19 protein-coding genes and 1 riboswitch are annotated in these 24,509 nt (G+C 40.2%); of the genes, 13 read left to right on the plus strand and 6 right to left on the minus strand.

The window, feature by feature from the left end; genetic code table 11:
- Positions 1-57: 57 nt before the first annotated feature.
- The 4 genes from GTH25_RS14250 to rppH all read right to left on the minus strand — a co-directional run bounded on the left by GTH25_RS14250 (position 58) and on the right by rppH (position 4,710).
- Positions 58-909 carry a thymidylate synthase gene (locus tag GTH25_RS14250; RefSeq protein ID WP_075671758.1) on the minus strand — a complete coding sequence of 284 codons (852 nt, stop codon included), beginning with the start codon at positions 907-909 and terminating at the stop codon, positions 58-60.
- Positions 910-954: 45 nt separating this feature from the next.
- The gene (gene lgt, locus GTH25_RS14255; protein ID WP_075671760.1) at positions 955-1,845 is read right to left on the minus strand and encodes a prolipoprotein diacylglyceryl transferase; all 891 of its coding nucleotides are present in this window, start codon (positions 1,843-1,845) and stop codon (positions 955-957) included.
- A gap of 79 nt (positions 1,846-1,924) precedes the next feature.
- Positions 1,925-4,171, minus strand: a complete 2,247-nt coding sequence (ptsP, locus tag GTH25_RS14260; RefSeq protein ID WP_075671762.1) for a phosphoenolpyruvate--protein phosphotransferase — start codon at positions 4,169-4,171, stop codon at positions 1,925-1,927.
- Positions 4,172-4,179: 8 nt separating this feature from the next.
- On the minus strand, positions 4,180-4,710 hold the full coding sequence (gene rppH, locus GTH25_RS14265) for an RNA pyrophosphohydrolase (RefSeq protein ID WP_036934096.1): 531 nt from the start codon (positions 4,708-4,710) through the stop codon (positions 4,180-4,182).
- 112 nt (positions 4,711-4,822) lie between these two features.
- Positions 4,823-4,920, plus strand: a riboswitch (TPP riboswitch).
- A 115-nt stretch (positions 4,921-5,035) separates the two neighbouring features.
- Between rppH and thiB the strand changes: the two genes are divergently transcribed.
- From thiB to rluA, 6 genes are all read left to right on the plus strand, one after another.
- Positions 5,036-5,998 (plus strand): thiamine ABC transporter substrate binding subunit, encoded by a 963-nt coding sequence (gene thiB, locus GTH25_RS14270; RefSeq protein WP_075671792.1) that lies wholly within the window; start codon positions 5,036-5,038, stop codon positions 5,996-5,998.
- The gene (gene thiP / locus GTH25_RS14275) at positions 5,998-7,578 is read left to right on the plus strand and encodes a thiamine/thiamine pyrophosphate ABC transporter permease ThiP (RefSeq protein WP_164530685.1); all 1,581 of its coding nucleotides are present in this window, start codon (positions 5,998-6,000) and stop codon (positions 7,576-7,578) included. Before thiB ends, thiP begins: the two co-directional genes overlap by 1 nt.
- Positions 7,571-8,272, plus strand: a complete 702-nt coding sequence (gene thiQ / locus GTH25_RS14280; RefSeq protein WP_075671766.1) for a thiamine ABC transporter ATP-binding protein ThiQ — start codon at positions 7,571-7,573, stop codon at positions 8,270-8,272. Before thiP ends, thiQ begins: the two co-directional genes overlap by 8 nt.
- Positions 8,273-8,360: 88 nt before the next feature.
- Positions 8,361-10,715, plus strand: coding sequence for a DNA polymerase II (locus GTH25_RS14285; RefSeq protein WP_075671768.1), 2,355 nt, complete (start codon positions 8,361-8,363; stop codon positions 10,713-10,715).
- A gap of 185 nt (positions 10,716-10,900) precedes the next feature.
- Positions 10,901-13,804, plus strand: coding sequence for an RNA polymerase-associated protein RapA (gene rapA, locus GTH25_RS14290; protein WP_075671770.1), 2,904 nt, complete (start codon positions 10,901-10,903; stop codon positions 13,802-13,804).
- A gap of 55 nt (positions 13,805-13,859) precedes the next feature.
- Positions 13,860-14,513 carry a bifunctional tRNA pseudouridine(32) synthase/23S rRNA pseudouridine(746) synthase RluA gene (gene rluA, locus GTH25_RS14295; RefSeq protein ID WP_072064290.1) on the plus strand — a complete coding sequence of 218 codons (654 nt, stop codon included), beginning with the start codon at positions 13,860-13,862 and terminating at the stop codon, positions 14,511-14,513.
- 243 nt (positions 14,514-14,756) lie between these two features.
- Here the strand turns inward: rluA and djlA are convergent, their stop codons facing one another.
- Positions 14,757-15,557 (minus strand): co-chaperone DjlA, encoded by an 801-nt coding sequence (djlA, locus tag GTH25_RS14300; RefSeq protein ID WP_075671772.1) that lies wholly within the window; start codon positions 15,555-15,557, stop codon positions 14,757-14,759.
- 430 nt (positions 15,558-15,987) lie between these two features.
- On the opposite strand from djlA, the gene lptD reads away from it, so the two are divergent.
- From lptD to apaH, 6 genes are all read left to right on the plus strand, one after another.
- Positions 15,988-18,354, plus strand: a complete 2,367-nt coding sequence (lptD, locus tag GTH25_RS14305) for an LPS assembly protein LptD (RefSeq protein WP_075671774.1) — start codon at positions 15,988-15,990, stop codon at positions 18,352-18,354.
- Between the two features lie 77 nt (positions 18,355-18,431).
- Entirely contained in the window at positions 18,432-19,742 is a 1,311-nt protein-coding gene (surA, locus tag GTH25_RS14310; RefSeq protein WP_229578497.1) for a peptidylprolyl isomerase SurA, read from the plus strand.
- Positions 19,732-20,730: a 4-hydroxythreonine-4-phosphate dehydrogenase PdxA gene (gene pdxA, locus GTH25_RS14315; RefSeq protein WP_075671778.1), complete on the plus strand. Its 999-nt coding sequence runs from the start codon at positions 19,732-19,734 to the stop codon at positions 20,728-20,730. The genes surA and pdxA overlap by 11 nt, the downstream gene beginning before the upstream one ends.
- On the plus strand, positions 20,723-21,541 hold the full coding sequence (gene rsmA, locus GTH25_RS14320; RefSeq protein ID WP_156734007.1) for a 16S rRNA (adenine(1518)-N(6)/adenine(1519)-N(6))-dimethyltransferase RsmA: 819 nt from the start codon (positions 20,723-20,725) through the stop codon (positions 21,539-21,541). Before pdxA ends, rsmA begins: the two co-directional genes overlap by 8 nt.
- Positions 21,542-21,566: 25 nt before the next feature.
- Entirely contained in the window at positions 21,567-21,944 is a 378-nt protein-coding gene (gene apaG / locus GTH25_RS14325; RefSeq protein WP_099660203.1) for a Co2+/Mg2+ efflux protein ApaG, read from the plus strand.
- A 2-nt stretch (positions 21,945-21,946) separates the two neighbouring features.
- Positions 21,947-22,768, plus strand: coding sequence for a bis(5'-nucleosyl)-tetraphosphatase (symmetrical) ApaH (gene apaH, locus GTH25_RS14330; RefSeq protein WP_099660204.1), 822 nt, complete (start codon positions 21,947-21,949; stop codon positions 22,766-22,768).
- 440 nt (positions 22,769-23,208) lie between these two features.
- Here the strand turns inward: apaH and folA are convergent, their stop codons facing one another.
- On the minus strand, positions 23,209-23,694 hold the full coding sequence (gene folA / locus GTH25_RS14335) for a type 3 dihydrofolate reductase (protein ID WP_088494660.1): 486 nt from the start codon (positions 23,692-23,694) through the stop codon (positions 23,209-23,211).
- A gap of 174 nt (positions 23,695-23,868) precedes the next feature.
- Here folA and GTH25_RS14340 point away from each other — a divergent pair, with 174 nt between their 5' ends.
- Positions 23,869-24,483, plus strand: coding sequence for a LysE family translocator (locus tag GTH25_RS14340; RefSeq protein WP_088494659.1), 615 nt, complete (start codon positions 23,869-23,871; stop codon positions 24,481-24,483).
- Positions 24,484-24,509 lie beyond the last annotated feature (26 nt).

A 24,509-nucleotide genomic window follows, 5' to 3' on the forward strand; every position in this document is an offset into this window, starting at 1 on the left:
AGAAATAAAAAAGCCCCTGTTTATCACTAAACAGAGGCTTTAAATACAAAAGAAAAATTAAACCGTAAATGGATATTTTATCGCTTCATGGCATTGATAACCTTCAACGATAAAATCATCTGTTGTTACCCATGTTTCGATATCTTCCAACGTTTTGATTTTTGGATTGATATGTAATGTTGGTAACGGCAATGGTTCTCTTTTTAGTTGCACATCTCGCATCAGTGGTAATTGATTTTCATAGATATGTGCATTGATTATCTTATGAAATGCTTTACCCGGCTTATGACCTGTAATTTGAGCCACCAGCGCTAATAATACAAAGCACTGTATTTGGTTGAAATTTAAACCTAACGGCACATCACAACTACGTTGATAAGAGGTTAAATAAAGCATATCACCCACTAATGAAAACGTGTGTGTATGCATACAAGGACGTAAACAACCTAGCTCAGTTTCACCTGGATTATAGAACGTTACGATTTCGCCACGATCATCTATACCCTTAGAGAGGTCGTCTACCACTTTACGCAATTGGTCAAAATGGGAACCATCTGGACGTTGCCATTGGCGTCCTTGAACACCATAAACACGCCCCATATCGTCTTCACCTTTACGATGAGGGTTATTTAACCATGCCCCATTTTCATTAGCGTTTGCATTCCATGTATTGCAACCAATTTCACGAAATTGCGCTGCGCTGTCATAACCGCGTAAATACCCTAACAACTCTGCAATTGCGGCTTTATAGAAGCTTTTACGTGTCGTTATCAGTGGAAATTGGTTATTTGCAACATCATATTCCAGATCGGCATTAATCACCGTTAAACAACGGGTTCCTGTCCGTTTATTATCAATCCATTGCCCTTCATCGATAATGCGTTGACACAATGCCAGATACTGCTTCATGTTGTCTCTCTTGTAATTAGCTAATAGTAAAAAATTTATCTCACACTATTTGTGAGCAGGTGTTGGATTTTGTGGTGTCTTTTTATCTTGACGATAAGCCCATACCATAAAAATAATACCCAATAAAATCATTGGAATTGAAAGTATTTGTCCCATACTCACACCACCAAATAATCCTAGTTGTGCATCTGGTTGGCGGAAGAATTCAACAATAATACGGAATGCACCATAACCAATAAGGAATAAGCCTGACACACTACCAACTGGGCGGCTTTTGCGTACAAAGATATTCAGAATAATAAATAACACCACACCTTCTAATAACATTTCATAAAGCTGTGATGGGTGGCGAGGTAAAACTCCATATTCTTGAATAATCGGGAGTAGTGTTGTTGGATCTTGGGCAACAAGTTGGAGATCTGCTGAACGTGAGGTTGGGAATAAGAAAGCCCAAGGCGTATCAAATGTAACGCGTCCCCATAATTCACCATTAATGAAGTTACCAATGCGGCCTAACCCTAAGCCAAATGGAATTAATGGTGCAACAAAGTCTGCCACTTGGAAGAATTTACGTTTAGTGCGTTTAGCAAACCAAATCATGGCACAAATTACCCCAATTAAACCACCATGGAACGACATACCGCCATCCCACACTTTAAAGAGGTAAAGAGGATCATTTAAAAAGACAGGTAGGTTATAGAATAAAACATAACCTAAACGACCACCGATAAACACACCCACAAAACCGACATAAAGCAATGTTTCAACTTCACTTTTAGTCCAACCACTATTCGGTTTTGCCGCTCGACGGTTTGCAAGCCATAAGGCAAAAACAAACCCAACTAAATACATCATACCGTACCAATGTAATGACACTGGCCCGATAGAGAACATAACGGGATCAATCTCTGGAAATTTAAGGTAGCTTATACTCATTATTCCCTACTTCACTTAATCAATAATTTCTGTGCTGGTCATTTATTACCAACATAGAAAAGGCTTATACGAAGGCTTACTAGATACCTCCGCGAATTAATCCACCTAATCCTTGCCGTTCCATAAATTCAGAAGACAATTTTTTGATTTCTCTTGCCGTTTCAGCTTGCAACACCTGTTGCATAAAAGGCTGTAACATCACAGGATCAAGATGGCGCAATAAGTATTTTACCCTAGGTAAACTACGACCACTCATGCTTAACTGCCTAAAACCGAGCCCTATTAACAGCAATGCCCCGATAGGCGTACCCGCCATTTCACCACAAACACTCACTGGCAACTGATAATATTGGCATTGTGTTGCAATCAAATTCAGTGAACGCAATAACGCAGGATGCAAATTATCATAGAGTAATGCTACATGGGTATTATTACGATCGACTGCAAGTAAGTATTGAGTCAAATCGTTTGTTCCAACAGAGATAAAATCAACCCTATTAGCTAATTGTGACAACATAAACACCAATGAAGGTACTTCAAGCATAATACCTAACGGAGGTGGAACACATTCACATTTTAGTTCTCGACTCACTTCATCACATGCTCGTAGTAGCAATGTTCTTGCTTCGTCAATTTCATCAATACTTGTCACCATCGGCAACAATATTTTCAAATTTTTAAATTCGAGGTTTGCTTTTAGCATTGCACGTAGCTGAATAAGGAAAATTTCAGGTTGATCGAGCAATATTCTTATTCCTCTCCAACCTAAGCAGGGATTTTCCTCATTAATTGGCATATAAGGAAGTTGCTTATCAGCCCCAATATCTAAAGCACGCAAGACAACGGGTTTATCAGGAAAAAAAGAGAGGATTTCACGGTAGCGATTTTTCTGTTCATCTTCTGAAGGAAAACCACTTTGTAGCATAAAAGGGATTTCTGTTCGATATAAACCAACGCCATCAATTCCCACACTAATGCGTTGTTCATACTTTATATTTAATCCCGCATTCAGTTGGACGCTAACTGCCTCACCATTTTTTAAAACCGCTTGCTGTTCAAGTTGCTCTTCTGCAATTTGGCTTAATACGCTCTCTTCATCAATAATTTGTTTATATTCCTGAGTAATAAAAGGCTCGGGCTCGATAAAAATCTCACCACGATAACCATCAAGAATAAGCATTCGATTATGTAAAAGCTCAGGCTGAATATCCGCACCCATAATTGCAGGTATACCCATTGCTCTAACAAGAATGGCAGAATGCGAGTGAGTTGCGCCATCTCGAACAATTACACCAGCTAGCTGTTGCTCTGGCAGCTCTGCTAATAAGCTTGCACTTAATTCATCAGCCACCAAAATAAAACGTTCTGGCCAAATATTGGTTGAGCTTAGATCATCATCTAAATGGAATAATAACCGGCGCCCTAATGCTTTAAGATCAGAAGCTCGCTCTCGCATATAACCATCTTTCAGGCTAGAGAACTGGGCTGCAACTTTCTCAACCACCACTTTGACAGCCCATTCCGCAACATATCCTTGTGTAATGATTGCGGTCATTTTATGTTTGAGCTGAGGATCGTTAAGTAAATGCGAGTAGAGATCAAAAATGGCGGCACTCTCTTTTTGTGCATTCGCCATAAAGCGCTTACTAAAGCGGCGACATTCTGCGGTAGCATCTTCTAAAGCCACCATAAGTCGATTTAATTCTGCTTTTATATCAAGAGCACTGGCTTTAAAAACATTTTCAAGGACAGGTTGAGAGACTTCTTGCCAGCCATAAGCCATGACCACGCCAGTAGAAACTGAAAGTGCTTTAATACGACTTTGACGATATTGTCCAAAAAGCCCTTTAGTTTGTACTTGTGATAATGTGGCACCAAGCTGTGTCGCCAGCGTCACCATAAAAGATTCTTCGCTCTCATTAAATAAGCGACGCTCTTTTTGCTGAACGACTAATACACCAAGGAGTTGGCGACGATAAACGATAGGAACGCCAAGAAAAGCGCGAAGATCATCTTCTTTAACTTGAGGAAGGTATTTAAAGCTAGGATGTTCACGAATATCAGCGAGGTTGATAAGCTCTGAAAGACGCCCCACTTCACCAACAACGCCTTCATCAAATGAAAGGCTAACAGCTCGCCCTCTAGGTTTTTTTAACCCTTTGGTCGCCATAAGATAAAAACAACTACGTTGTTTATCGGCAAGATAAATAGAACACACATCCGTGTGCATTGCCTGACACGTTTCCTTGACTAAGAGTTCAAGCGCTTCTGGAAGCCCTGCTGCCATAGCCACTTTTTCTACAATTTCTCGCAAACGTGTCAGCATAGTGTTATCTAATACCTTTTACGCCGATATCCATACGATGGACGCGGTAAAGACACTTGTTCTTGCAATGGCATGACTACTGGTGCGAACTCTTTCATGACACGTCGATAAACATCGCGTTTAAAAGAGACGACTTGTCGAACAGGATACCAATAACTCACCCAACGCCAGCCATCAAATTCTGGCGTTTTGCTTTGTTGAACATTAATGTCTTTATCATTACTTGTTAACTGCAAAAGGAACCAACGCTGTTTTTGTCCAATACAAACAGGTTTCGTGTCCCAACGCACCAAACGCTTAGGTAACTTGTAACGTAACCAGTTACGTGTGGAGGCAAGAATTTTGACATCCTTGCGACTTAACCCAACTTCTTCGAACAACTCTCGGTACATTGCCTGCTCTGGCGATTCTCCAGGGTTAATTCCTCCTTGAGGAAACTGCCATGAATGTTGCCCATAGCGACGAGCCCAAAGCACTTGCCCTTGCCGATTACAAATTACAATCCCTACATTCGGGCGGTAGCCATCATCATCGATCACTAGACTACCTCAATAACCAAATTTGAAAGATAACTCATTGTTTCATACTACCCACAAACGGTAAACCTCTATCAACAGACTTTGCACAACGCGCGTATTTATCTACAATGGGAAAATCTCAACGGGGTGCCTTTCTATTTCTAGGCTGAGAAAAACTCGTGGAACCTGATCCAGCTAATACTGGCGTAGGGATTTGAGTCAGGATGTTGCAATATTTATTGGTTTGCCATCCTCACTCCTCAGATCCTACCTGACTTTTACTGAGGAACTAAACGTGTTAACTAAATCACTTCGCTTTACTTTCTTGCTCAGCGCACTGGGTATTATGAGCACTTTTTCGACTCAAGCTTTAGCACAAAAACCCACACTCACTGTTTACACTTATGATTCATTTACCGCAGATTGGGGTCCAGGGCCTGCAATAAAAAAAGCGTTTGAACAGCAATGTGATTGTGAACTAAAACTGGTTGCTCTGTCTGATGGTGTGTCTTTACTTAATCGCTTACGTATGGAAGGTGATAAAAGTAAGGCGGATATTATTTTAGGATTAGATAACAATTTGATCCATGCAGCAAAAGAAACTGGGCTTTTCGCACCAAGTAATATCGATACATCTAAACTCACCTTACCTGAAAAATGGACTGACGACACTTTTGTACCTTATGACTACGGCTACTTTGCTTTTATTTATGATAAAAACCGTATCCAAAATCCGCCTAAAAGCATGGCCGAACTGCTAAACAGCAAAGAAAAATGGAAGATCCTCTATCAAGATCCTCGCACCAGTACTCCAGGTTTAGGTTTAATGCTATGGATGCAGTCACTTTATCCTGAAAACACCGCGACTGAATGGAAAAAATTGTCAGAAAAAACGCTGACCGTCACTAAAGGTTGGAGTGAGTCTTATGGCTTATTCTTAAAAGGTGAAGGTGATTTTGTGCTGAGTTACACATCATCTCCGGGTTATCACATCCTAGCAGACAAAAAAGATAACTATGCAGCAGCGATTTTTGATGAAGGACACTACTTGCAAGTCGAAGTTGCTGCAAAACTTAAATCGAGCAAACAACCTGAGCTAGCACAGCAATTTATGCAGTTTATGTTAACACCTGCATTCCAAGAAACTATACCGACTACCAATTGGATGTATCCTGTTATAGATATGCCATTGCCTGAGGTCTATTCTTTAATGCCTAAACCTGGGAAATCATTGCAATTTGATGCAGAAGTTGTCGCAAAAGAGCGCCAGACATGGACACGTAATTGGCAATCAGCGGTTAGTCGCTAATGGGAAGATGGCTTATCCCGGGGCTATGTGCCTCGGGTTTACTGCTTATCGTGGCGTTATTGTCATTTGGCGCATTGTGGTTTAATGCACCAAGTGGTGAACTGTCCTCGATTTTTGCTGATGAATATTTATGGCATGTCATTCGTTTTACTTTCTGGCAAGCCTTTTTATCCGCCCTATTTTCAATATTACCTGCTATTTGGCTCGCCAAAGCACTCTATCGACGCCAATTTAAAGGGCGAACACTGTTTTTACGCCTATGTGCCATGAGCCTTGTATTACCGGTTTTAGTCGCCCTTTTTGGCATTTTAACGGTTTATGGCAGAGCAGGATGGATTGCTCAAATTTGTGAATGGCTAGGGATCGACTACCAATTTACGCCTTATGGTTTGCAAGGCATTTTATTAGCTCACATCTTTTTCAATATGCCATTAACAACCAGAATGCTATTACAAGCACTTGAAAGCATCTCATCAGAGCAACGCCAATTAGCCTCACAGTTAGGCATGAATGGCTGGCAATGTTTTCGCTTTCTGGAATTCCCTTATTTATGGCGACAAATGCTCCCCACAGCATCACTGATCTTTATGCTCTGCTTTGCAAGCTTTGCTACTGTGTTGGCTTTAGGCGGAGGCCCCGCAGCAACAACGGTTGAACTCGCTATTTATCAAGCATTAAGTTATGACTACGATTTACATCGTGCTGCGCTTTTAGCCCTGATCCAGCTTTTTTGTTGTTTAGGCTTAGTGCTTATCAGCCAAAAGCTAAAAGGCTCTCTTTTTGTGGGAAACAATCAAAAGCTACCTTGGCGTGATCCCTATGATCCACTCTTTAGCAAAATAACTGATGGTTTGATTATCACTCTTGCGATCCTCTTTTTAGTGCCGCCCATTTTGGCCGTGATCACCGATGGCCTTAATAGCCAATTTATACGTGTTATACAACAGCCTATACTTTGGCAAGCTTTTACAACTTCACTGATTATTGCTATTGGTGCGGGTATTGTCTGTGTTGTATTAACGATGATGTTGCTATGGAGTAGCCGAGAACTGCGCTTACGCCATTTTAAAAAAGCCGGACAAGCCATGGAAATGAGTGGTTTGATTATTCTGGCGATGCCGGGCATTGTATTGGCAACAGGCTTTTTTCTGTTATTAAACAATACGATCGGATTACCTGAATCACCTTATATTTTAGTGATTTTGACCAACGCATTGATTGCCATTCCTTATGCTTTAAAAGTGTTGGAAAACCCGATGAATGATATCGCTTCGCGTTATGGCCTTTTATGTCAGTCGCTGAATTTGCAAGGAATAAACCGACTTCGTTGGATAGAACTACGTGCATTAAAGAAACCAATCTCACAAGCACTTGCCTTTGCTTGTGTTATTTCTATTGGTGACTTTGGTATTGTTGCCCTATTTGGTAATGAAACATTTAGAACATTGCCTTTCTATCTTTATCAGCAAATTGGCGCTTACCACACACAAGATGGTGCAGTAACAGCCATGATCTTATTGCTACTTTGCTTCTCTCTTTTTAGCCTAATAGAACGATTAGCTGGAAAATCTCATGATTAAATTAGAGCACCTTGCTTACACCTATGAACACCAACATCTCTTGTTTAATCTAACGGTTAATGCAGGAGAACGCATTGCTGTATTAGGCCCAAGTGGTGCAGGTAAAAGCACATTACTCAGTTTAATTGCTGGTTTTTTACCATCAGAAAAGGGAAGCCTGTTTCTTAATGGGCAAGATCATACAAAAACAGTACCGGCAAAACGCCCTATTTCTATGTTATTTCAAGATAATAATTTATTCCCTCATTTGACTGTAAGGCAAAATATTGGCTTGGGATTAAATCCGGGATTAAAGCTGACTGAAGATCAAAAAGCGTTATTAGAGAGTCGAGCAGAACAAGTAGCGCTTAGTGAATATCTTGAACGTTTACCTTCTCAATTATCAGGTGGCCAGCGTCAACGTGTTGCTATTGCACGTTGCCTTGTTCGCGAACAACCTATTTTGTTGCTTGATGAGCCTTTTTCTGCACTCGATCCTGCTTTACGTATTGAGATGTTGGCATTACTCGAGCAACTTTGTCGTGAAAAAGCGTTAACCTTATTGATGGTTTCTCATAGCTTAGAAGATGCAGCAAAAATCGCCTCAAGAGCGATTGTGATAGATAACGGTATGATTGTGTATGATGGAAATACACAATCACTAATAAATGGTGAAGTGGATCAATCACTTATTTTAGGTATTCCGTTTAATTAATCTTAGCTAAAATTAACTGTATAAATAACCACTACATTGACTATAATAAACACATCTTTAATGAATTATTAGTGTTTATTAGGTGCTCATGATTGGTCATACGGAACAAGGCTTTATTCTTACTCGTCACTGGAGCGACACACCGAAAGGTATTGTCGTCTCTTATTGGCTGGCTACGGATAATGGCCCACGTAAAATTACGGTTCCTATGCAACGCGCAATTGGCTTTGTTGCCCGCCAACATGAAACTGTTTTGCGTTCTCTCATTAATAAAAATCCTGATATTGAAATTAGCCCTCTCGATTTAAAAGATTTCGAAAGGCAACCCGTCTTTGGTATTTATTGCAAACAATACCGCCAACTTGTCCAACTTGAGCAACAACTTAAAGAGCACCATATTCGCCTTTATGAAGCGGATATCCGCCCTCATGAACGTTATATGATGGAGCGATTTATCACCGCGCCAGTTTGGTTTCGTTATCAACAAAATAATATTACTACATTAAAACCAGCACCAGATTATCGCCCAGCACTTCGAGCTGTCTCTTTAGATATCGAAACTAGTGAATTTGGTGAGCTTTACTCTATTGGGCTTGCAGGCTGTGATGATAATGTAGTGTTTATGCTTACTGATGAGTTACCCATAGAGAGCGAAAGTCAGCAACCAGAAGGTTATCGCTTATGTTATGTCAGTAGCCGATTGCGTTTAATTGAAAAGTTAAATGAGTGGATGCAACATTACGATCCTGATGCAATTATCGGTTGGAATCTGATCCAATTCGATCTGCGTATTTTGTACACACATGCCCAACGTTACGGCGCCAGTTTATTATTAGGTCGCCAAAACAGTCCATTAGAATGGCGAGAGCATGGATTTAAAAAAGGTCATTTTTTTGCTTCGGCTCAAGGTCGTTTAATTATCGATGGTATCGATGCATTAAAAATGGCGACATGGAATTTTCCCTCTTTTAGCCTCGAATCTGTTGCTCAAACACTATTAGGTGAAGGTAAAGCCATCGATACACCTTACGCCAGAATGGATGAAATTAATCGACGCTTTAAAGAAGATAAACCCGCACTGGCTTATTATAATTGGCAAGACTGTGTCTTAGTAAACCGTATCTTTGATGCGACATCTCTTATGGCATTCTTATTGGAGAGAGCTTGTGTTACGGGGCTTTCCGTTGATAGAAGCGGAGGATCTGTGGCTGCGTTTACACATCTCTATCTCCCTTCGATGCACCGCATTGGATATGTTGCACCTAACCAAGGCGAAAAACCCGAAGAACATAGCCCCGGTGGTTTTGTCATGGACTCAGCTCCCGGCTTATATGATTCTGTTGTTGTGCTTGATTACAAAAGCCTTTATCCCTCTATTATTCGTACTTTTTTAATCGATCCCGTAGGGATGATTGAAGGAATGCACCAACCTGATGAAAAGTTTTCTATTTCTGGATTTCGTCAAGCACGATTTTCGCGAGAACTACACTGCTTACCCGCTATTGTGTCGCAAATTTGGCATGAAAGAGACAACGCGAAATTACATAAAAATGCTCCACTCTCTCAAGCACTCAAAATTATTATGAACGCTTTTTATGGTGTTTTAGGCTCTGTCGGTTGTCGCTTTTTTGATCCTCGCTTAGCGTCTTCCATCACGCTACGAGGCCATGAAATCATGAAAAAAACGCGAGAATTAATTGAAGCCAAAGGTTATCAAGTTATTTATGGCGATACTGATTCAACCTTTGTTTGGCTAAAATCACCTCACACAGAGCAACAAGCACAACAGATTGGGTATCAGCTAGTACAAGATGTCAATCAGTGGTGGAAAACACATCTTTTTGAAAACTACCAACTCGATTGCAAATTAGAACTAGAATACGAAACCCATTATCGTCGCTTTTTAATGCCCACGATCCGAGGTATGGAGACAGGTAGCAAGAAACGCTACGCCGGGCTCAGCAATGATAAAATGGTGTTTAAAGGATTAGAAACCGTCAGAACAGATTGGACGCCACTCGCTCAGAAATTTCAACAAGAGCTTTATACTCGTATTTTTCACCAGCAACCTTATCAGCAGTTTATTCGTGATTATGTCGCAGATACGCTTTCAGGGAAATATGATGATAGATTGGTGTATCGTAAACGGTTACGTCGAAAATTATCAGAATATCAGCACCACGTCCCCCCTCATGTCAAAGCAGCACGTAAAGCGGATGAATATAATTTATCCAAAAATAGACCTCAACAATATCAGCAAGGCGGTTGGATTAGTTATATAATTACCCTCTTGGGGCCTGAGCCATTAGAGCATATTACCGCTGCACCTGATTATGAGCACTATATAAATAAGCAGTTAATGCCTATTGCAGATGCAATCCTCCCTTTTATACAAGATGATTTTTCAACCTTGTTAAATGGGCAAATGACACTCTCATTTTAAGTTGTGTTATTTTGCAGGTGACGGTTTGCTTTGCATCTATTAACATAACGCCCCTTTGGTGATAATTAGCTTTTCTTTGTTTAAAGAATAAGCCCTTTTTATCCCGCAGATTTTAATGACAACACCGCAATACTGCATTCATTAATAATTCCTAAATTATATATTTGAGAGCTGAGTTTATATATATGCCTTTTACTCTTGGTCAACGTTGGATTAGCGATACTGAAAGCGAGCTTGGACTGGGTACTGTTGTGGCAGTTGATGCCCGCATGGTCACCTTACTTTTTCCTGCCTGTGGCGAAAACCGCCTTTATTCCCGTCATGATGCACCAATAACGCGGGTGATGTTCAATGCAGGAGATACTGTCACCAGTCATGAAGGCTGGAAGCTCGCTATCGATAACGTTGTAGAAGATAACGGCCTACTTATCTACCATGGTGTACGTTTAGACACTGAAGAGCCAGCACAATTACGTGAAGTGTTCTTAGATAACAAACTCACTTTTAATAAACCGCAAGATCGCCTCTTTGCAGGTCAAATCGACCGTATGGATCGCTTTGCATTACGCTACCGCGCACGTAAGTTTATGAGCGAGCAGTTTAAGCAAGCACAAAGTGGTTTACGTGGGATCCGCGCAAGCCTTATCCCTCATCAGCTTTATATCGCCAATGAAGTGGGTAAACGTCATAACCCTCGCGTATTATTAGCTGATGAAGTTGGTTTAGGTAAAACAATTGAAGCCGGTATGATTATCCACCAGCAATTAATGGATGGTCGTGCTGAGCGTGTGTTGATTATTGTGCCTGAAAGCTTACAACATCAGTGGTTAGTTGAAATGTTACGCCGTTTCAATCTACGTTTCTCACTGTTTGATGATAGCCGTTATAGCGAATCTTTATTAGATAGCGATAATCCATTTGAAACAGAACAGATGATCATCTGTTCTTTAGATTTTGTGCGTAAAAACAAGCAACGTTTTGAACACTTAGTCGAAGCAACATGGGATATGTTAGTTGTCGATGAAGCTCATCACCTTGTTTGGAGTGAAGATGCGCCAAGCCGTGAATATCAAGTAATTGAAGAGTTAGCGGAATCTATTCCCTCTGTATTGCTATTAACTGCAACCCCAGAGCAGTTAGGTCAAGAAAGCCACTTCGCACGTTTACGTCTGCTTGACCCAAGTCGTTTCCATGACTACAACGAATTTATTAATGAGCAACAAAAATATCGCCCTGTTGCCGATGCTGTCACTATTTTGCTATCAGAAGATGATTTAAATACCGAACAACAAAATATCATCAGCGAAATGATCAGCGAGCAAGATGTTGAGCCATTACTGAAAGCGGCAAATACGCAAGGTGAAGAACGTACTAAATCTCGCCAAGAACTTATCCATATGTTAATGGACAGACATGGAACGGGTCGTTTGTTATTCCGTAACACACGTTCTGGTGTTAAAGGTTTCCCTAATCGCTTACTTCATGCGATCAAAATGCCACTGCCGACGCAATATCAAACTGCAATTAAAGTAGCTGAGATTATGGCAGCTAAAAAGAGTCTCGAAGTTCGTGCAAAAGAGATGCTCTATCCTGAACGTATTTACCAAGAATTTGAAGGTGAAAACGCAACATGGTGGAACTTCGACCCGCGTGTTGAATGGTTACTAGGTTTCTTAACTGCAAATCGTAATGAAAAAGTACTAGTAATTTGTGCTCAAGCTGCAACAGCGCTGCAATTAGAGCAAGTTTTACGTGAGCGTGAAGGTATTCGTGCAGCAGTCTTCCACGAAGGTATGTCATTACTTGAACGCGATCGCGCTGCAGCTTATTTTGCTTCTGAAGAAGAAGGCGCACAAGTTCTGCTATGTTCAGAAATCGGCTCTGAAGGACGTAACTTCCAGTTTGCTAATCAACTGGTTATGTTTGATCTGCCATTTAACCCTGATTTACTCGAACAACGTATTGGTCGTCTCGATCGTATTGGTCAAAACCGCGATATTGATATTAGCATTCCTTATCTTGAAGGTACGGCTCAATCTGTATTATTACGCTGGTATCATGAAGGCTTAGATGCCTTTGAGCATACTTGTCCGACTGGCCGTACTATTTACGACAGCAAATATGATGCTCTCGTTAATTACCTTGCACAGCCTAATGAGTTAGCTGATTTTGATGACTTTATTGTCGCTTGTCGTAAACAGCATGATGAAATGAAGCTCAAACTTGAGCAAGGCCGTGACCGCCTATTAGAAATGCACTCTAACGGTGGTGAAGTCGGTGTTGAGTTAGCGGGTGAAATTGCAGCACAAGATAACGATCCTGAATTAGTGAACTTTGCACTGAACTTATTTGATATCGTTGGTATTAATCAAGAAGATCGTAGTGATAGCTTGATTATTTTAACGCCATCTGATCATATGTTAGTGCCCGATTTCCCTGGATTACCACAAGATGGTTGCACTATCACATTTGATAGAGAGCAAGCGCTATCTCGTGAAGATACCCAATTTATCAGTTGGGAACACCCTATTATCCGTAATGGCTTAGATTTGATTTTATCTGGCGATACAGGAAGTTGTGCCGTTTCTTTATTAAAAAATAAAGCATTGCCAGTGGGAACATTGTTAGTTGAATTGATTTATGTCGTAGAAGCGCAAGCGCCTAAGCATCTTCATTTAAGTCGTTTCTTACCTGCAACACCGGTGCGCTTATTACTTGATCTAAAAGGTAATAATCTTGCATCTCAAGTTGAGTTTGAAAGCTTTAACCGTCAATTAAATGCTGTTAATCGTCATACTTCTAGCAAATTAGTCAATGCAGTACAAAGTGAAGTCCACCATGTACTGAAAACGTCTGAACCTTTAATGGAAGTCGAAGCGAAAGGACTTATCCAAAAAGCGAAAGAAGAAGCAGATCGCGTGCTAACTCATGAATTATCACGCTTAGAAGCTTTACGTGCAGTAAACCCAAATATTCGTGATGATGAAGTCGAAGCAATTGAAAATGAACGTGCTCATATTCTTAATCATTTAGATGAAGCAACGTGGCGTTTAGACTCAATTCGCTTAATTGTCGTTACCCACCAATAATCACCGTTAAAGCGGGGAGTATTTTACTCCCCGTTGTTTTGATGAGATATCCACCATGATGGAAGTGTATAACCCGCCGACTGATCCTTGGTTACATGTTTTATATCAAGATGAGCATATTATTGCCGTCAATAAACCCAGCGGACTACTATCAGTACCGGGCAAAGCGCCAGAGCATAACGACAGTATTATGTCGCGCATTAAAGCAGAGTTTCCGAATGCTGAGTGTGTGCATCGCCTTGATATGGCAACTAGTGGCGTTATCGTTGTTGCACTTAATAAAGAAGCAGAGCGCGAACTAAAGCGCCAATTTCGTGAACGTGAGCCAAAAAAAACCTATATTGCTCGCGTTTGGGGACATATCGAAAAAGAAGAAGGGTTAGTTGATTTACCTTTGATTTGTGATTGGCCTAATCGACCAAAACAGAAAGTCTGTCATGAAACAGGGAAAGCGGCGCAAACTTTTTATGAAGTGTTGGAATATGAAGAGAATGCGACAAGAGTGAAATTATCGCCAATTACAGGGCGTTCACATCAATTGCGGGTACATATGTTAGCGTTGGGGCATCCTATTTTAGGGGATCGCTTTTATGCACATCCGCAGGCAAGAGCGATGGCACCTCGCCTGCAGTTACATGCTCAGGAATTATTTATTACGCATCCTGCTTTCCGATCCCCGATACACTTTGAATGCCTTGCCGATTTTTAGTGTCTTATGACACTAAAACAGTCACTGAACTCAATGAAGCAAGGAGCAGGCAAAGCGCTAATCCCATAACCCCAACAAGAACACGGACGTTTGACATGGATATAGTTCCTTTTTTAAGAGAAGAGAGAATGAAATAATCAAATTTCACTTATATTTTACCGTGATAAATAATAAACTCAACTCAACCTAAGTTATCTCTATCACGGAATAATTCTCTCTTTTCTCATCTTCTTTTACAAGATATTAACGAAATCCTTTTTCTTTTTTAATCAAATCGTAAGCAACTTGTATAGACTGTGCTTTTTGCTTTGCAATTTCCATCATTTCTGGCGGTAAACCTTTCGCGACAAGTTTATCTGGATGGTGTTCTCCCATTAATTTTCGATAAGCTCTCTTTATAGTTTTAACATCATCATTCTCATCTACACCAAGGACCTTACACGCATCAGATAGCGTTGGGCCTTGGGGTTGAGGCTGATAACCCTGCCCACTTTGATAATGAAAATTCTGACCAGCCTGCATCATTGCTAATATATGTTCAAAATGCGCACGCGAAAAACCCAACTCATCAATAATGATAAACAACATTTTTCTTTCATTTGGATGCAGTTGACCATCCGCAAAAGCAGCTTGCAATTGAATTTCCAGAAACATCTGAAGTAAATCGCGACGCCCTACACAAATTTGCCGAACACGTTGCAATGTGGCTCTTAAGGGAAAATCAGGTGATTTACCTTCTCTAAAAGCTTGCTGCGCAGCTTGACGACCAACACCATGCAGATTCATGCGATCCATTAATTCGCTGGCAAGTGAGATATCGGTTTGAGTCACTCGCCCTTTTGATTTTGTCAGGTGACCTAAAACTTGAAAGGTTGCAGCAAAGAAAAAAGCTTGTCTATCACGCGTATAACGCCCACCATTTCCTAATTTACTTCGTTGCATGTCATAGAGGTGCCCAAGAAAAACACCAATAACAATGCCCCAAAAGCCTATTCCAGCAAAACTACCAATGGTAAGGCCTAATAATTTTCCCCAATAGCGCATAGACTCCTCAAATCTTCAATGCTCTGACTGCAATTTTGCATTATCATACTATTCATTTGCTTGCACACCTAACACCAAGCAACCTCTAAATAGACTTTTTCTTAAAATGAAGAGATTTACTGTTTCTCTTTGGACAGAGGTAATGCTGTTTTCGTTTAAATTGTGTTAAAGTAAAATGAGTGACCAAACGAATAACTTTAGCGTTGTTATACAGCACGAAATACCGCATCAGCGCGGTGTTTTTTTGTTTCTAATAAGGCTATAACCCTATTTCAACACAGAAACATCGAAAAAATGAGGCTTACGCCTATTTTTCGGTTACCGTTAGAACAATGTTCAGAACGTTGGGCTGGTGTCGCATAACTCCCTGCGTTAGTTTCTCGCTGTTTATCAGCACGAAGCCACTGATGACGGAAGCACATAAATACTTATGAAAAAAAGTTATCCCACACTGCTGGCCACCCTAGTTTGGGCCACAATATACGCTCAGCCTGCTTATGCTGATCTTGCCTCCCAATGTTTACTGGGAGTTCCTGTTTATAACAAACCATTAGTACAAGGCGATCCTAACAGCTTGCCTGTCACTATCACTGCAAATGATATGCAAGGTGAGTATCCTCGCATGGTCAAATATAAAGGTGATGTTGATATTAAACAGGGAAACCAAACCTTAAGTGCCGACAGTGTTGAACTGACACAGACTGAGGGAGAAACACCATTAAGAATGGTCACAGCAACGGGAAATGTATCTTATGATGATCCTCAAATCATCTTAAAAGGCCCTCGTGCTTGGTCTAACCTTAATAATAAAGATACGGACATCGAGCAAGGTGATTACCAAATGGTTGGCCGTCAAGGCCGTGGCTACGCTAATAAAATGCAAATGCGTGGCGAAAACCGCTATACCATTATGGACAAGGGTATGTTCACGTCTTGTCTACCAGGAGATGATAGCTGGAGCGTTGTCGGCTCAGAGGTTATTTTAGATCGCGAAGAACAAGTCGCTGAAATCTGGAATGCACGTTTTCGTGTAGCTAATGTGCCTATTTTTTATAGCCCTTATCTTCAATTACCGATTGGTGATAAACGCCGTTCTGGTTTCTTGATTCCTAACGGAAGCTACTCTCGTAGTTCAGGATTTGATTTCCAACTCCCTTACTATTGGAATATCGCTCCTAATTATGATGCGACCATCACCACCAACTATATCAGTCGTCGTGGTTTAAAATTAGATAATGAATTCCGTTATTTAACCACACCAGGACGCGGTACCATCGCTGTAGATTGGATTAATCACGATAGCCAATACAATAAAGATAAAGATGAAAATAAAGCGGGCTATCTTCCTCGTGATACAGCAACTCGCTGGTTATTCTACTGGGGCCATAGTGGTGTAATGAATAATGTGTGGCGATTTAATATCGACTACACAAAAGTAAGTGATAACAAATACTTCACTGATTTTACCTCTCAGTATGGTAACACCACAGATGGTTATGCAACTCAAAAATTTAGTACGGGTTATGCACAACAGAACTGGAATGCCACATTAACCACTAAACAGTTCCAAGTCTTCTCTGATAATAAAGATGCAAGAGCTTATCGTGCAGAGCCACAGCTTGATCTCAATTATTACAAGAATGATGTAGGTCCATTTGATTTCCGTACTTACGCTCAATTTGCTCGCTTTACCAGTGTGGGGGAGAATACACCAGAAGCAAATCGTTTCCATATTGAGCCAACGATTTCACTCCCAGCATCTACGGGATGGGCAAGCTTCAATAATGAGCTGAAAATCATGGCAACTCATTATGATCAAGACATTCCTGACGGTTATAAAACCAAACCCAATAATCAAAAATTAGATGACAGCGTTAATCGTGTATTACCGCAGTTTAAATCTGATATGAAAGTGGTTTTTGAGCGTCAATACCAAACAAACGATATTACGCAAACCCTTGAGCCTCGAGTGCAATATCTTTATGTCCCTTATAAAGATCAGTCTAATATCAATAATTTTGACTCCGCTTTATTACAATCAAACTATGGCGGACTTTTCCGCGATAGAATGTATGGTGGTTTAGACCGCATTGCATCTGCAAACCAATTAACAACTGGTATCACTTCGCGTTTTTATGATAGCGAATTAGTTGAACGTTTTAACGTTTCTGTGGGTCAAATCTACTTCTTTGAACGTCCGAAAACAGGTTCATCAAACGAAATCATCAATAGCAAAGATGAAACAGGTTCAATGGTATGGGCAGGTGACGCTTATTGGAGGATCACTGATACCGTAGGTATGCGTGGTGGTTTACAATATGACCGTCGTTTAGGTAGCGTCTCAATGGGCGATGCTGTTATGGAATATCGCGCAGATAGCGATCATCTTCTACAGTTAAGCTATCGTTATGTTGATCGTGACTATATCCAAGCAACACGTGTTCGCCCTTACGATGGCAGTATTAATAAACTTCCTGAATACCAAAAAGGTATTTCACAAGTTGGTGTCGTAGGAAGTTGGCCATTAGCAGAGCGTTGGGGACTTGTAGGTGCTTATTACTTTGATACCAAAGAATCAGAGCCTGTTAGCCAAATGGTTGGTCTGCAATACAACACCTGTTGCTGGGCTGTGAATGTGGGTTATGAACGAAAAATTGTTGGCTGGAAAGTTGACCACAGCGATATTGATAATAAATGGTCTGTCAATGTGGAACTCAGAGGCCTAAGTAACAATCATAGTTTGGGTAGCCAGAAAATGCTTGAACGCGGTATCTTACCTTATCAAAGAGCATTCTGATTTAATCAGACTACGGAATTGGCTGAATAAATATGTCACCCCGCAATTAGATGCGGAAAATACATAATGGGAAACTTATGAAAAATTGGAAAACGCTGTTTATCGGCTTAATGATCACGGTCGGTGCAGCTACCAGCTCAACAACATTTGCTGCACAAGAATTAAACCGTGTATCGGCTATCGTCAATAACGGTGTCGTTCTAGAAAGTGACGTCAATAGAATGCTACAGACGGTCAAAATGAACGCAAAAAATGCGGGTCAAGAGATGCCAGATGAGCAAGTTCTTCGCCAACAAATTCTAGAGCGTTTGGTCATGGATAACATCATTTTGCAAATGGCACAGCAAATGCAAATTGATATTCCTGATGCCGCAGTAGAATCTACAATTCAGGGCATTGCTGCTGAAAATAAAATTTCACTTGAACAACTGAAAAAACGCCTTGCAGCTGATGGTATTTCTTACAATGATTATCGCCAAGATATTCGTAAAGAGATGATGTTGGCAGAAGTTCGTAACAATGAAGTGCGTCGCCGTATTACTATTTTACCTCAAGAAGTTGATTCTCTTGCTAAGCAAATTGAAGGCCAAGCAAGCCAAAGTATTGATCTAAATCTGAGCCATATCTTAATTCCATTATCAGAAAATCCTGCGCCAGCAGAAATGGAAAAAGCAAAACAAGTCATTACTCGTATTATGAACCAACTTAAAAATGGTGCAGATTTCGGTAAATTGGCTGCAACTTATTCTGCTGATCCACAAGCTTTAAATGGCGGTAACATGGGTTGGGCATCTATTGATGAATTACCCACTCTGTTTGCTAAAGAGTTAGCAAATGCGCAAAAAGGCCAAATCGTAGGGCCTCTTCACTCTGGCGTTGGCTTACACATTATCAAAGTAAACGATGTTCGTGGTGGAACTAATACCCTTTCTGTTACAGAAGTTAAAAGCCGTCATATTCTGCTAAAAAGCTCACCAATCATGAATGATGAGCAAGCCTATGCCAAGTTACAGCAGATCTCTGCCGATATTCGCAGTGGTAAAATAACCTTTGCTGATGCAGCAAAAGAATACTCTGAAGATCCAGGTTCAGCATTACGTGGCGGTGAGTTAGGATGGTCAATGCCTGATGTTTACGATCCGGCATTCCGTGATGCGTTAATGCGCTTAAATAAAAACGAATTAAGCCAACCTGTTCGCTCAAACTTTGGCTGGCATTTAATTGAATTAGAAGACACTCGTAGTGTTGATAAAACAGATGCCGCGAATAAAGAACAAGCATACCGTTTACTCTTCAATCGTAAATTTAACGAAGAAGTACAAAACTGGATGCAAGAGCTACGAGTTGGGGCTTATGTGAAAATAATGAACGAGAATAATGCAAACTAAGCAAATAAAACCACTTGTTATCACCCCCGGCGAACCAGCCGGGGTTGGTCCTGACCTTATTATCTCATTAGCACAAATGAGTTGGGATTTACCTTGGGTTGTTTGTGCTGATCCTCAATTACTTAAAACAAGAGCAGAATTGTTAAACCTGCCTCTTTCATTAGTTGAATACGATCCTGCCACGCCACCTCAAGCACACACACCAAGTCAAATTTGTGTACTCCCTATTTCACTTCATACTGATGTCATTCCAAGTACATTAGATACGCGCAATGGGTTATACGTTGTAGAAACATTAGCTCGTGCTTGTGATGGCTGCCTAAATGGTGAATTTTCAGCACTTGTGACTGGGCCGGTTCATAAAGGTATTATCAATGATGCAGGTGTGCATTTTACAGGGCACACCGAGTTTTTTGCTGATCGTAGCCATTGTGAACGTGTTGTTATGATGCTGGCGACAGATACATTAAGAGTCGCATTGGCAACCACACATTTACCACTACGAGATGTGGCGGATGCAATTACAGGTGAGCTTCTACATGAAATTATCACCATTTTAAACCACGATTTAAAAACCAAATTTGGTATAGCAGAACCTCAAATTTACGTTTGTGGCCTTAATCCTCATGCAGGGGAAAGTGGTCATATGGGACGTGAAGAAATTGATATTATTGAGCCTGCATTAACACAATTACGTCAGCAAGGAGTTCATCTTCATGGACCTTATCCTGCTGATACCTTATTCCAACCTAAATATTTAACACATGCTGATGCGGTGCTTGCGATGTATCACGATCAGGGATTACCTGTGCTAAAATATGAAGGTTTCGGTCGCGCCGTGAATATAACTCTTGGCCTTCCTTTTATCCGTACTTCTGTTGATCATGGCACCGCCCTTGAGCTTGCAGGTACGAAAAGCGCAGATGCTGGCAGTTTTTGCACCGCATTAAATTTAGCCATTAATATGATACAAAATTGTAATGAATAATAGAGTCCATCAGGGGCACTTTGCCCGCAAACGCTTCGGGCAGAACTTTTTAACAGACAGCTATATTATTGAAAGTATTGTTGAATCCATTTATCCTCAACCCGGTGAAGCCATTGTTGAAATTGGTCCTGGTTTAGGTGCAATTACAGAGCCAGTAGGCGCAAGAATGGATAAAATGACGGTTGTAGAAATTGACCGTGATTTAGCCGCTCGTTTAGAAGTTCATCCTACATTAAAAGACAAGCTGACCATTATTCAGCAAGATGCAATGACGATCGATTTTGCACAATTAGCAAAAGAGCGTCAGCAGCCTCTGCGTGTTTTTGGTAACTTGCCTTATAACATTTCTACACCACTAATGTTCCACTTATTCAGTTTTGCTGACGCAATTTCTGATATGACATTTATGTTGCAAAAAGAAGTGGTTAACCGCCTTGTTGCTGGTCACGGTAGCAAAACTTATGGTCGCTTAAGTGTGATGGCGCAATATTATTGCCAAATCATCCCTGTACTTGAAGTTCCACCTACTTCATTTAAACCAGCTCCTAAAGTTGATTCTGCGGTTGTTCGCTTGATCCCTTACAAAGAAAAACCATACCCAGTAACGGATATTACAATGCTTAGCCGTATTACCGCTCAAGCATTCAATCAACGCCGTAAAACACTACGTAACAGCTTAGGCGGATTACTCACAGCAGAAGATATGATAGCACTTGATATCGATCCAACTGCAAGAGCAGAAAATATTTCTGTTGAGCAATACTGCAAAGTGGCAAACTGGTTATCGCAAAAGCAAGACTCACAAGCATAAGATAAAGCCAGAGACAGGAGGCACTATGTTCACCTCATCAAAAGTGGCGATACAAGTCCAAAGCGTTTACATTGAAAGCCAATCTTCCCCTGAAGATGAGCGATATGTTTTTGCTTATACCATATCAATTCATAATTTGAATAAATGTGCAATTCGCCTCCTGCGCCGCTATTGGTTGATCACAAATGCACAAGGTAATACCACTGAAGTTCGAGGTGAAGGTGTTGTCGGCGAACAGCCACTTATTGAGCCTGGCACACAGTACCGCTATACCAGTGGTGCCGTTCTTGAAACACCGATGGGAACAATGGAAGGCCATTATGAAATGATTGACACTGATGGTCGATTATTTCAAATAGATATCCCCGTTTTCCGCCTTGCACTTCCAACATTGATAAACTAACTATGGCAACTTATTTAATTGGTGATATTCATGGCTGTTACCATGAACTGCGCCACCTTCTTGATAAAGTCAGTTTCGATCCTACACAAGACACATTATGGTTAACGGGTGATCTTGTTGCACGAGGCCCAGACTCTCTCGAAGTACTACGCTTTGTAAAAAACTTAGGTACTTCACTTAAACTCGTCTTGGGTAATCATGATCTTCATCTTTTAGGTGTATTTGCAAAAATTAGTCGCAATAAACCAAGAGATAAGCTGAATAACTTGCTCAATGCGCCAGATGCAGATGAATTAATTAATTGGTTAAGACGCCAACCTGTACTGCAAGTTGATGAAGACAAGAAAATTATTATGGCTCATGCTGGGATCACCCCCCAATGGGATTTAGAAACAGCCAAAATGTGTGCTCGTGAAGTCGAAGCTATTCTAAGTAGTGATAGCTACCCTTTATTTATTAACTCAATGTATGGCGATCTACCGAACAACTGGTCACCAGAGCTTTCAGGTCTAGCGCGATTACGCTTTAGTACTAATGCACTCACACGTATGCGTTACTGCTTTCCTAATGGCCAACTTGATATGATTTGCAAAGATAAACCACAAGATGCTCCCACACCATTAAAACCTTGGTTCGATTTACCTAGCCAATTACCTGAAGGCTATAGCATTATTTTTGGGCATTGGGCTTCTCTTGAAGGGAAAGGCACTCCTGATAATGTTTATGCGTTAGATACGGGATGTTGTTGGGGAGGAAATCTCACTTGCTTACGTTGGGAAGACAAACAGTACTTCACTCAATCTAGTCTTTCTGCTCCCAAATAACTCACTTATTATCCCCTTCCTACTTCAAGCGCAAAAATGGCTACATTGCCTTTTGCGCTATGTTGATTTTATCCTCATATATTACCTAAATTACTCTTTTTTCTTCTAAAGAGAACGTTTTATACACAAAAACGAACACCTAAAAACAATCATGAATTTAATCATTAATTATCAATGTGTTATTTTTTTTCACGGTGAAATAAGTATAAAAAAACACGATATTGAGAATAAAAAATCTCTATATTGATTAATATCTCATATATTATTCTTATAAAATGAGTTTATTAAAATATAAATAATGGTTGGTTTAAAATAATGCTCTTTTTATAAAAAGAAATATTTAATTAGAATAATAAATCTTAATTCTTATTATTTTTATATTAATAAAATAGGAATAATAAAAAGGGAGATATTTAATCTCCCTTTTTATTTAATTCTTGTTATTTTCTTCTTTTTAATATTTCGAAGCAGTAGTTATGTGAGTTATTTTCATCTGCTTCATGGTATTCCATAAAGGTTGAATCCCACTCATCAGGCTCATAATCTGGGAATGTTGTATCACCGATAACTTCAGCGTCAATGTGAGTTAGGTAAAGTGTATTTGCCATAGGAAGAAATTGCTCATACACTTTACCGCCACCTATCACCATGATTTCTTCATGATTTTCAGCAGCTTGTAAAGCTTCCTCTACAGATTTAACCCAAACAACATCGCTATCTGTTCCCGGTTGGCTACTTAAAACAATATTCAGACGATTCGGTAAAGGACGTCCAATAGACTCATAAGTCACCCGGCCCATAATAACGGGTTTATTTAGCGTATTCTTTTTAAACCATGCGAGGTCACCCGGTAATGTCCAAGGCATTGCCTTTTCCATACCAATAATGCGATCCATCGCTAATGCTGCGATTAAACTAATATTCATTTACACACCTACGGGTAAAGATGGGAAAAAACTGTTCACACTATACGTAAAGCTAAAACCTGAGTCGATACAAATTATGCTTCCTTGATAATAAATAATTGCTTTATACTCGAAGTGTTAACTTAATCATATAAGATTCAATCATTATAATATTGTTATATACAAGGCGCTATTATGCTTGAAACTTCTTTAGTTGTTTTTACAATTGCTTTACTCGGTATGATCTCACCAGGCCCTGACTTTTTTCTCGTTGTAAAAAATGCGGCACGTTATCAACGATCTGCGGCAATGATGACTGCGATGGGAATTGTGGCAGCATTACTTGTGCATATGTCATATTGTGTTGCAGGTATTGCCGTTCTTATCACAACAACGCCTTGGCTTTTTTCCATTTTAAAATATGCCGGAGCCGCGTATTTACTCTGGATTGGTTTTCAGAGTTTGCTCTCAAAATCTAATCATTCGATTGATGAAAACTCAGATAAACATTCGCAAATCAGCTTTAAGAAAGCCTTTATGCAAGGTTTCCTCTGTAATTTACTCAATCCTAAAGCCACCTTGTTCTTTCTTGCCGTTTTCACTCAGGTGTTAAGTGTCGATTCAAGTATTGGTGAAAAATTGTGGTATGCCTTTATTATTTGGGGCTTAGCCGTAGTTTACTGGCCTTTATTGGTTTTATTAATTCAAAGCGCGCCTGTCAGAAGAGTGCTTAATAAAATCCAAAAAGGGATTGATAAAGTATTAGGTGTTGTACTGATTGGTTTAGGTATTAAAGTCGCGTTGAGTTAAAAAATAAAATGTCATACAGTCACAAG

This window comes from Proteus terrae subsp. cibarius (assembly GCF_011045835.1).
Taxonomy (GTDB): Bacteria; Pseudomonadota; Gammaproteobacteria; order Enterobacterales; family Enterobacteriaceae; genus Proteus; species Proteus cibarius.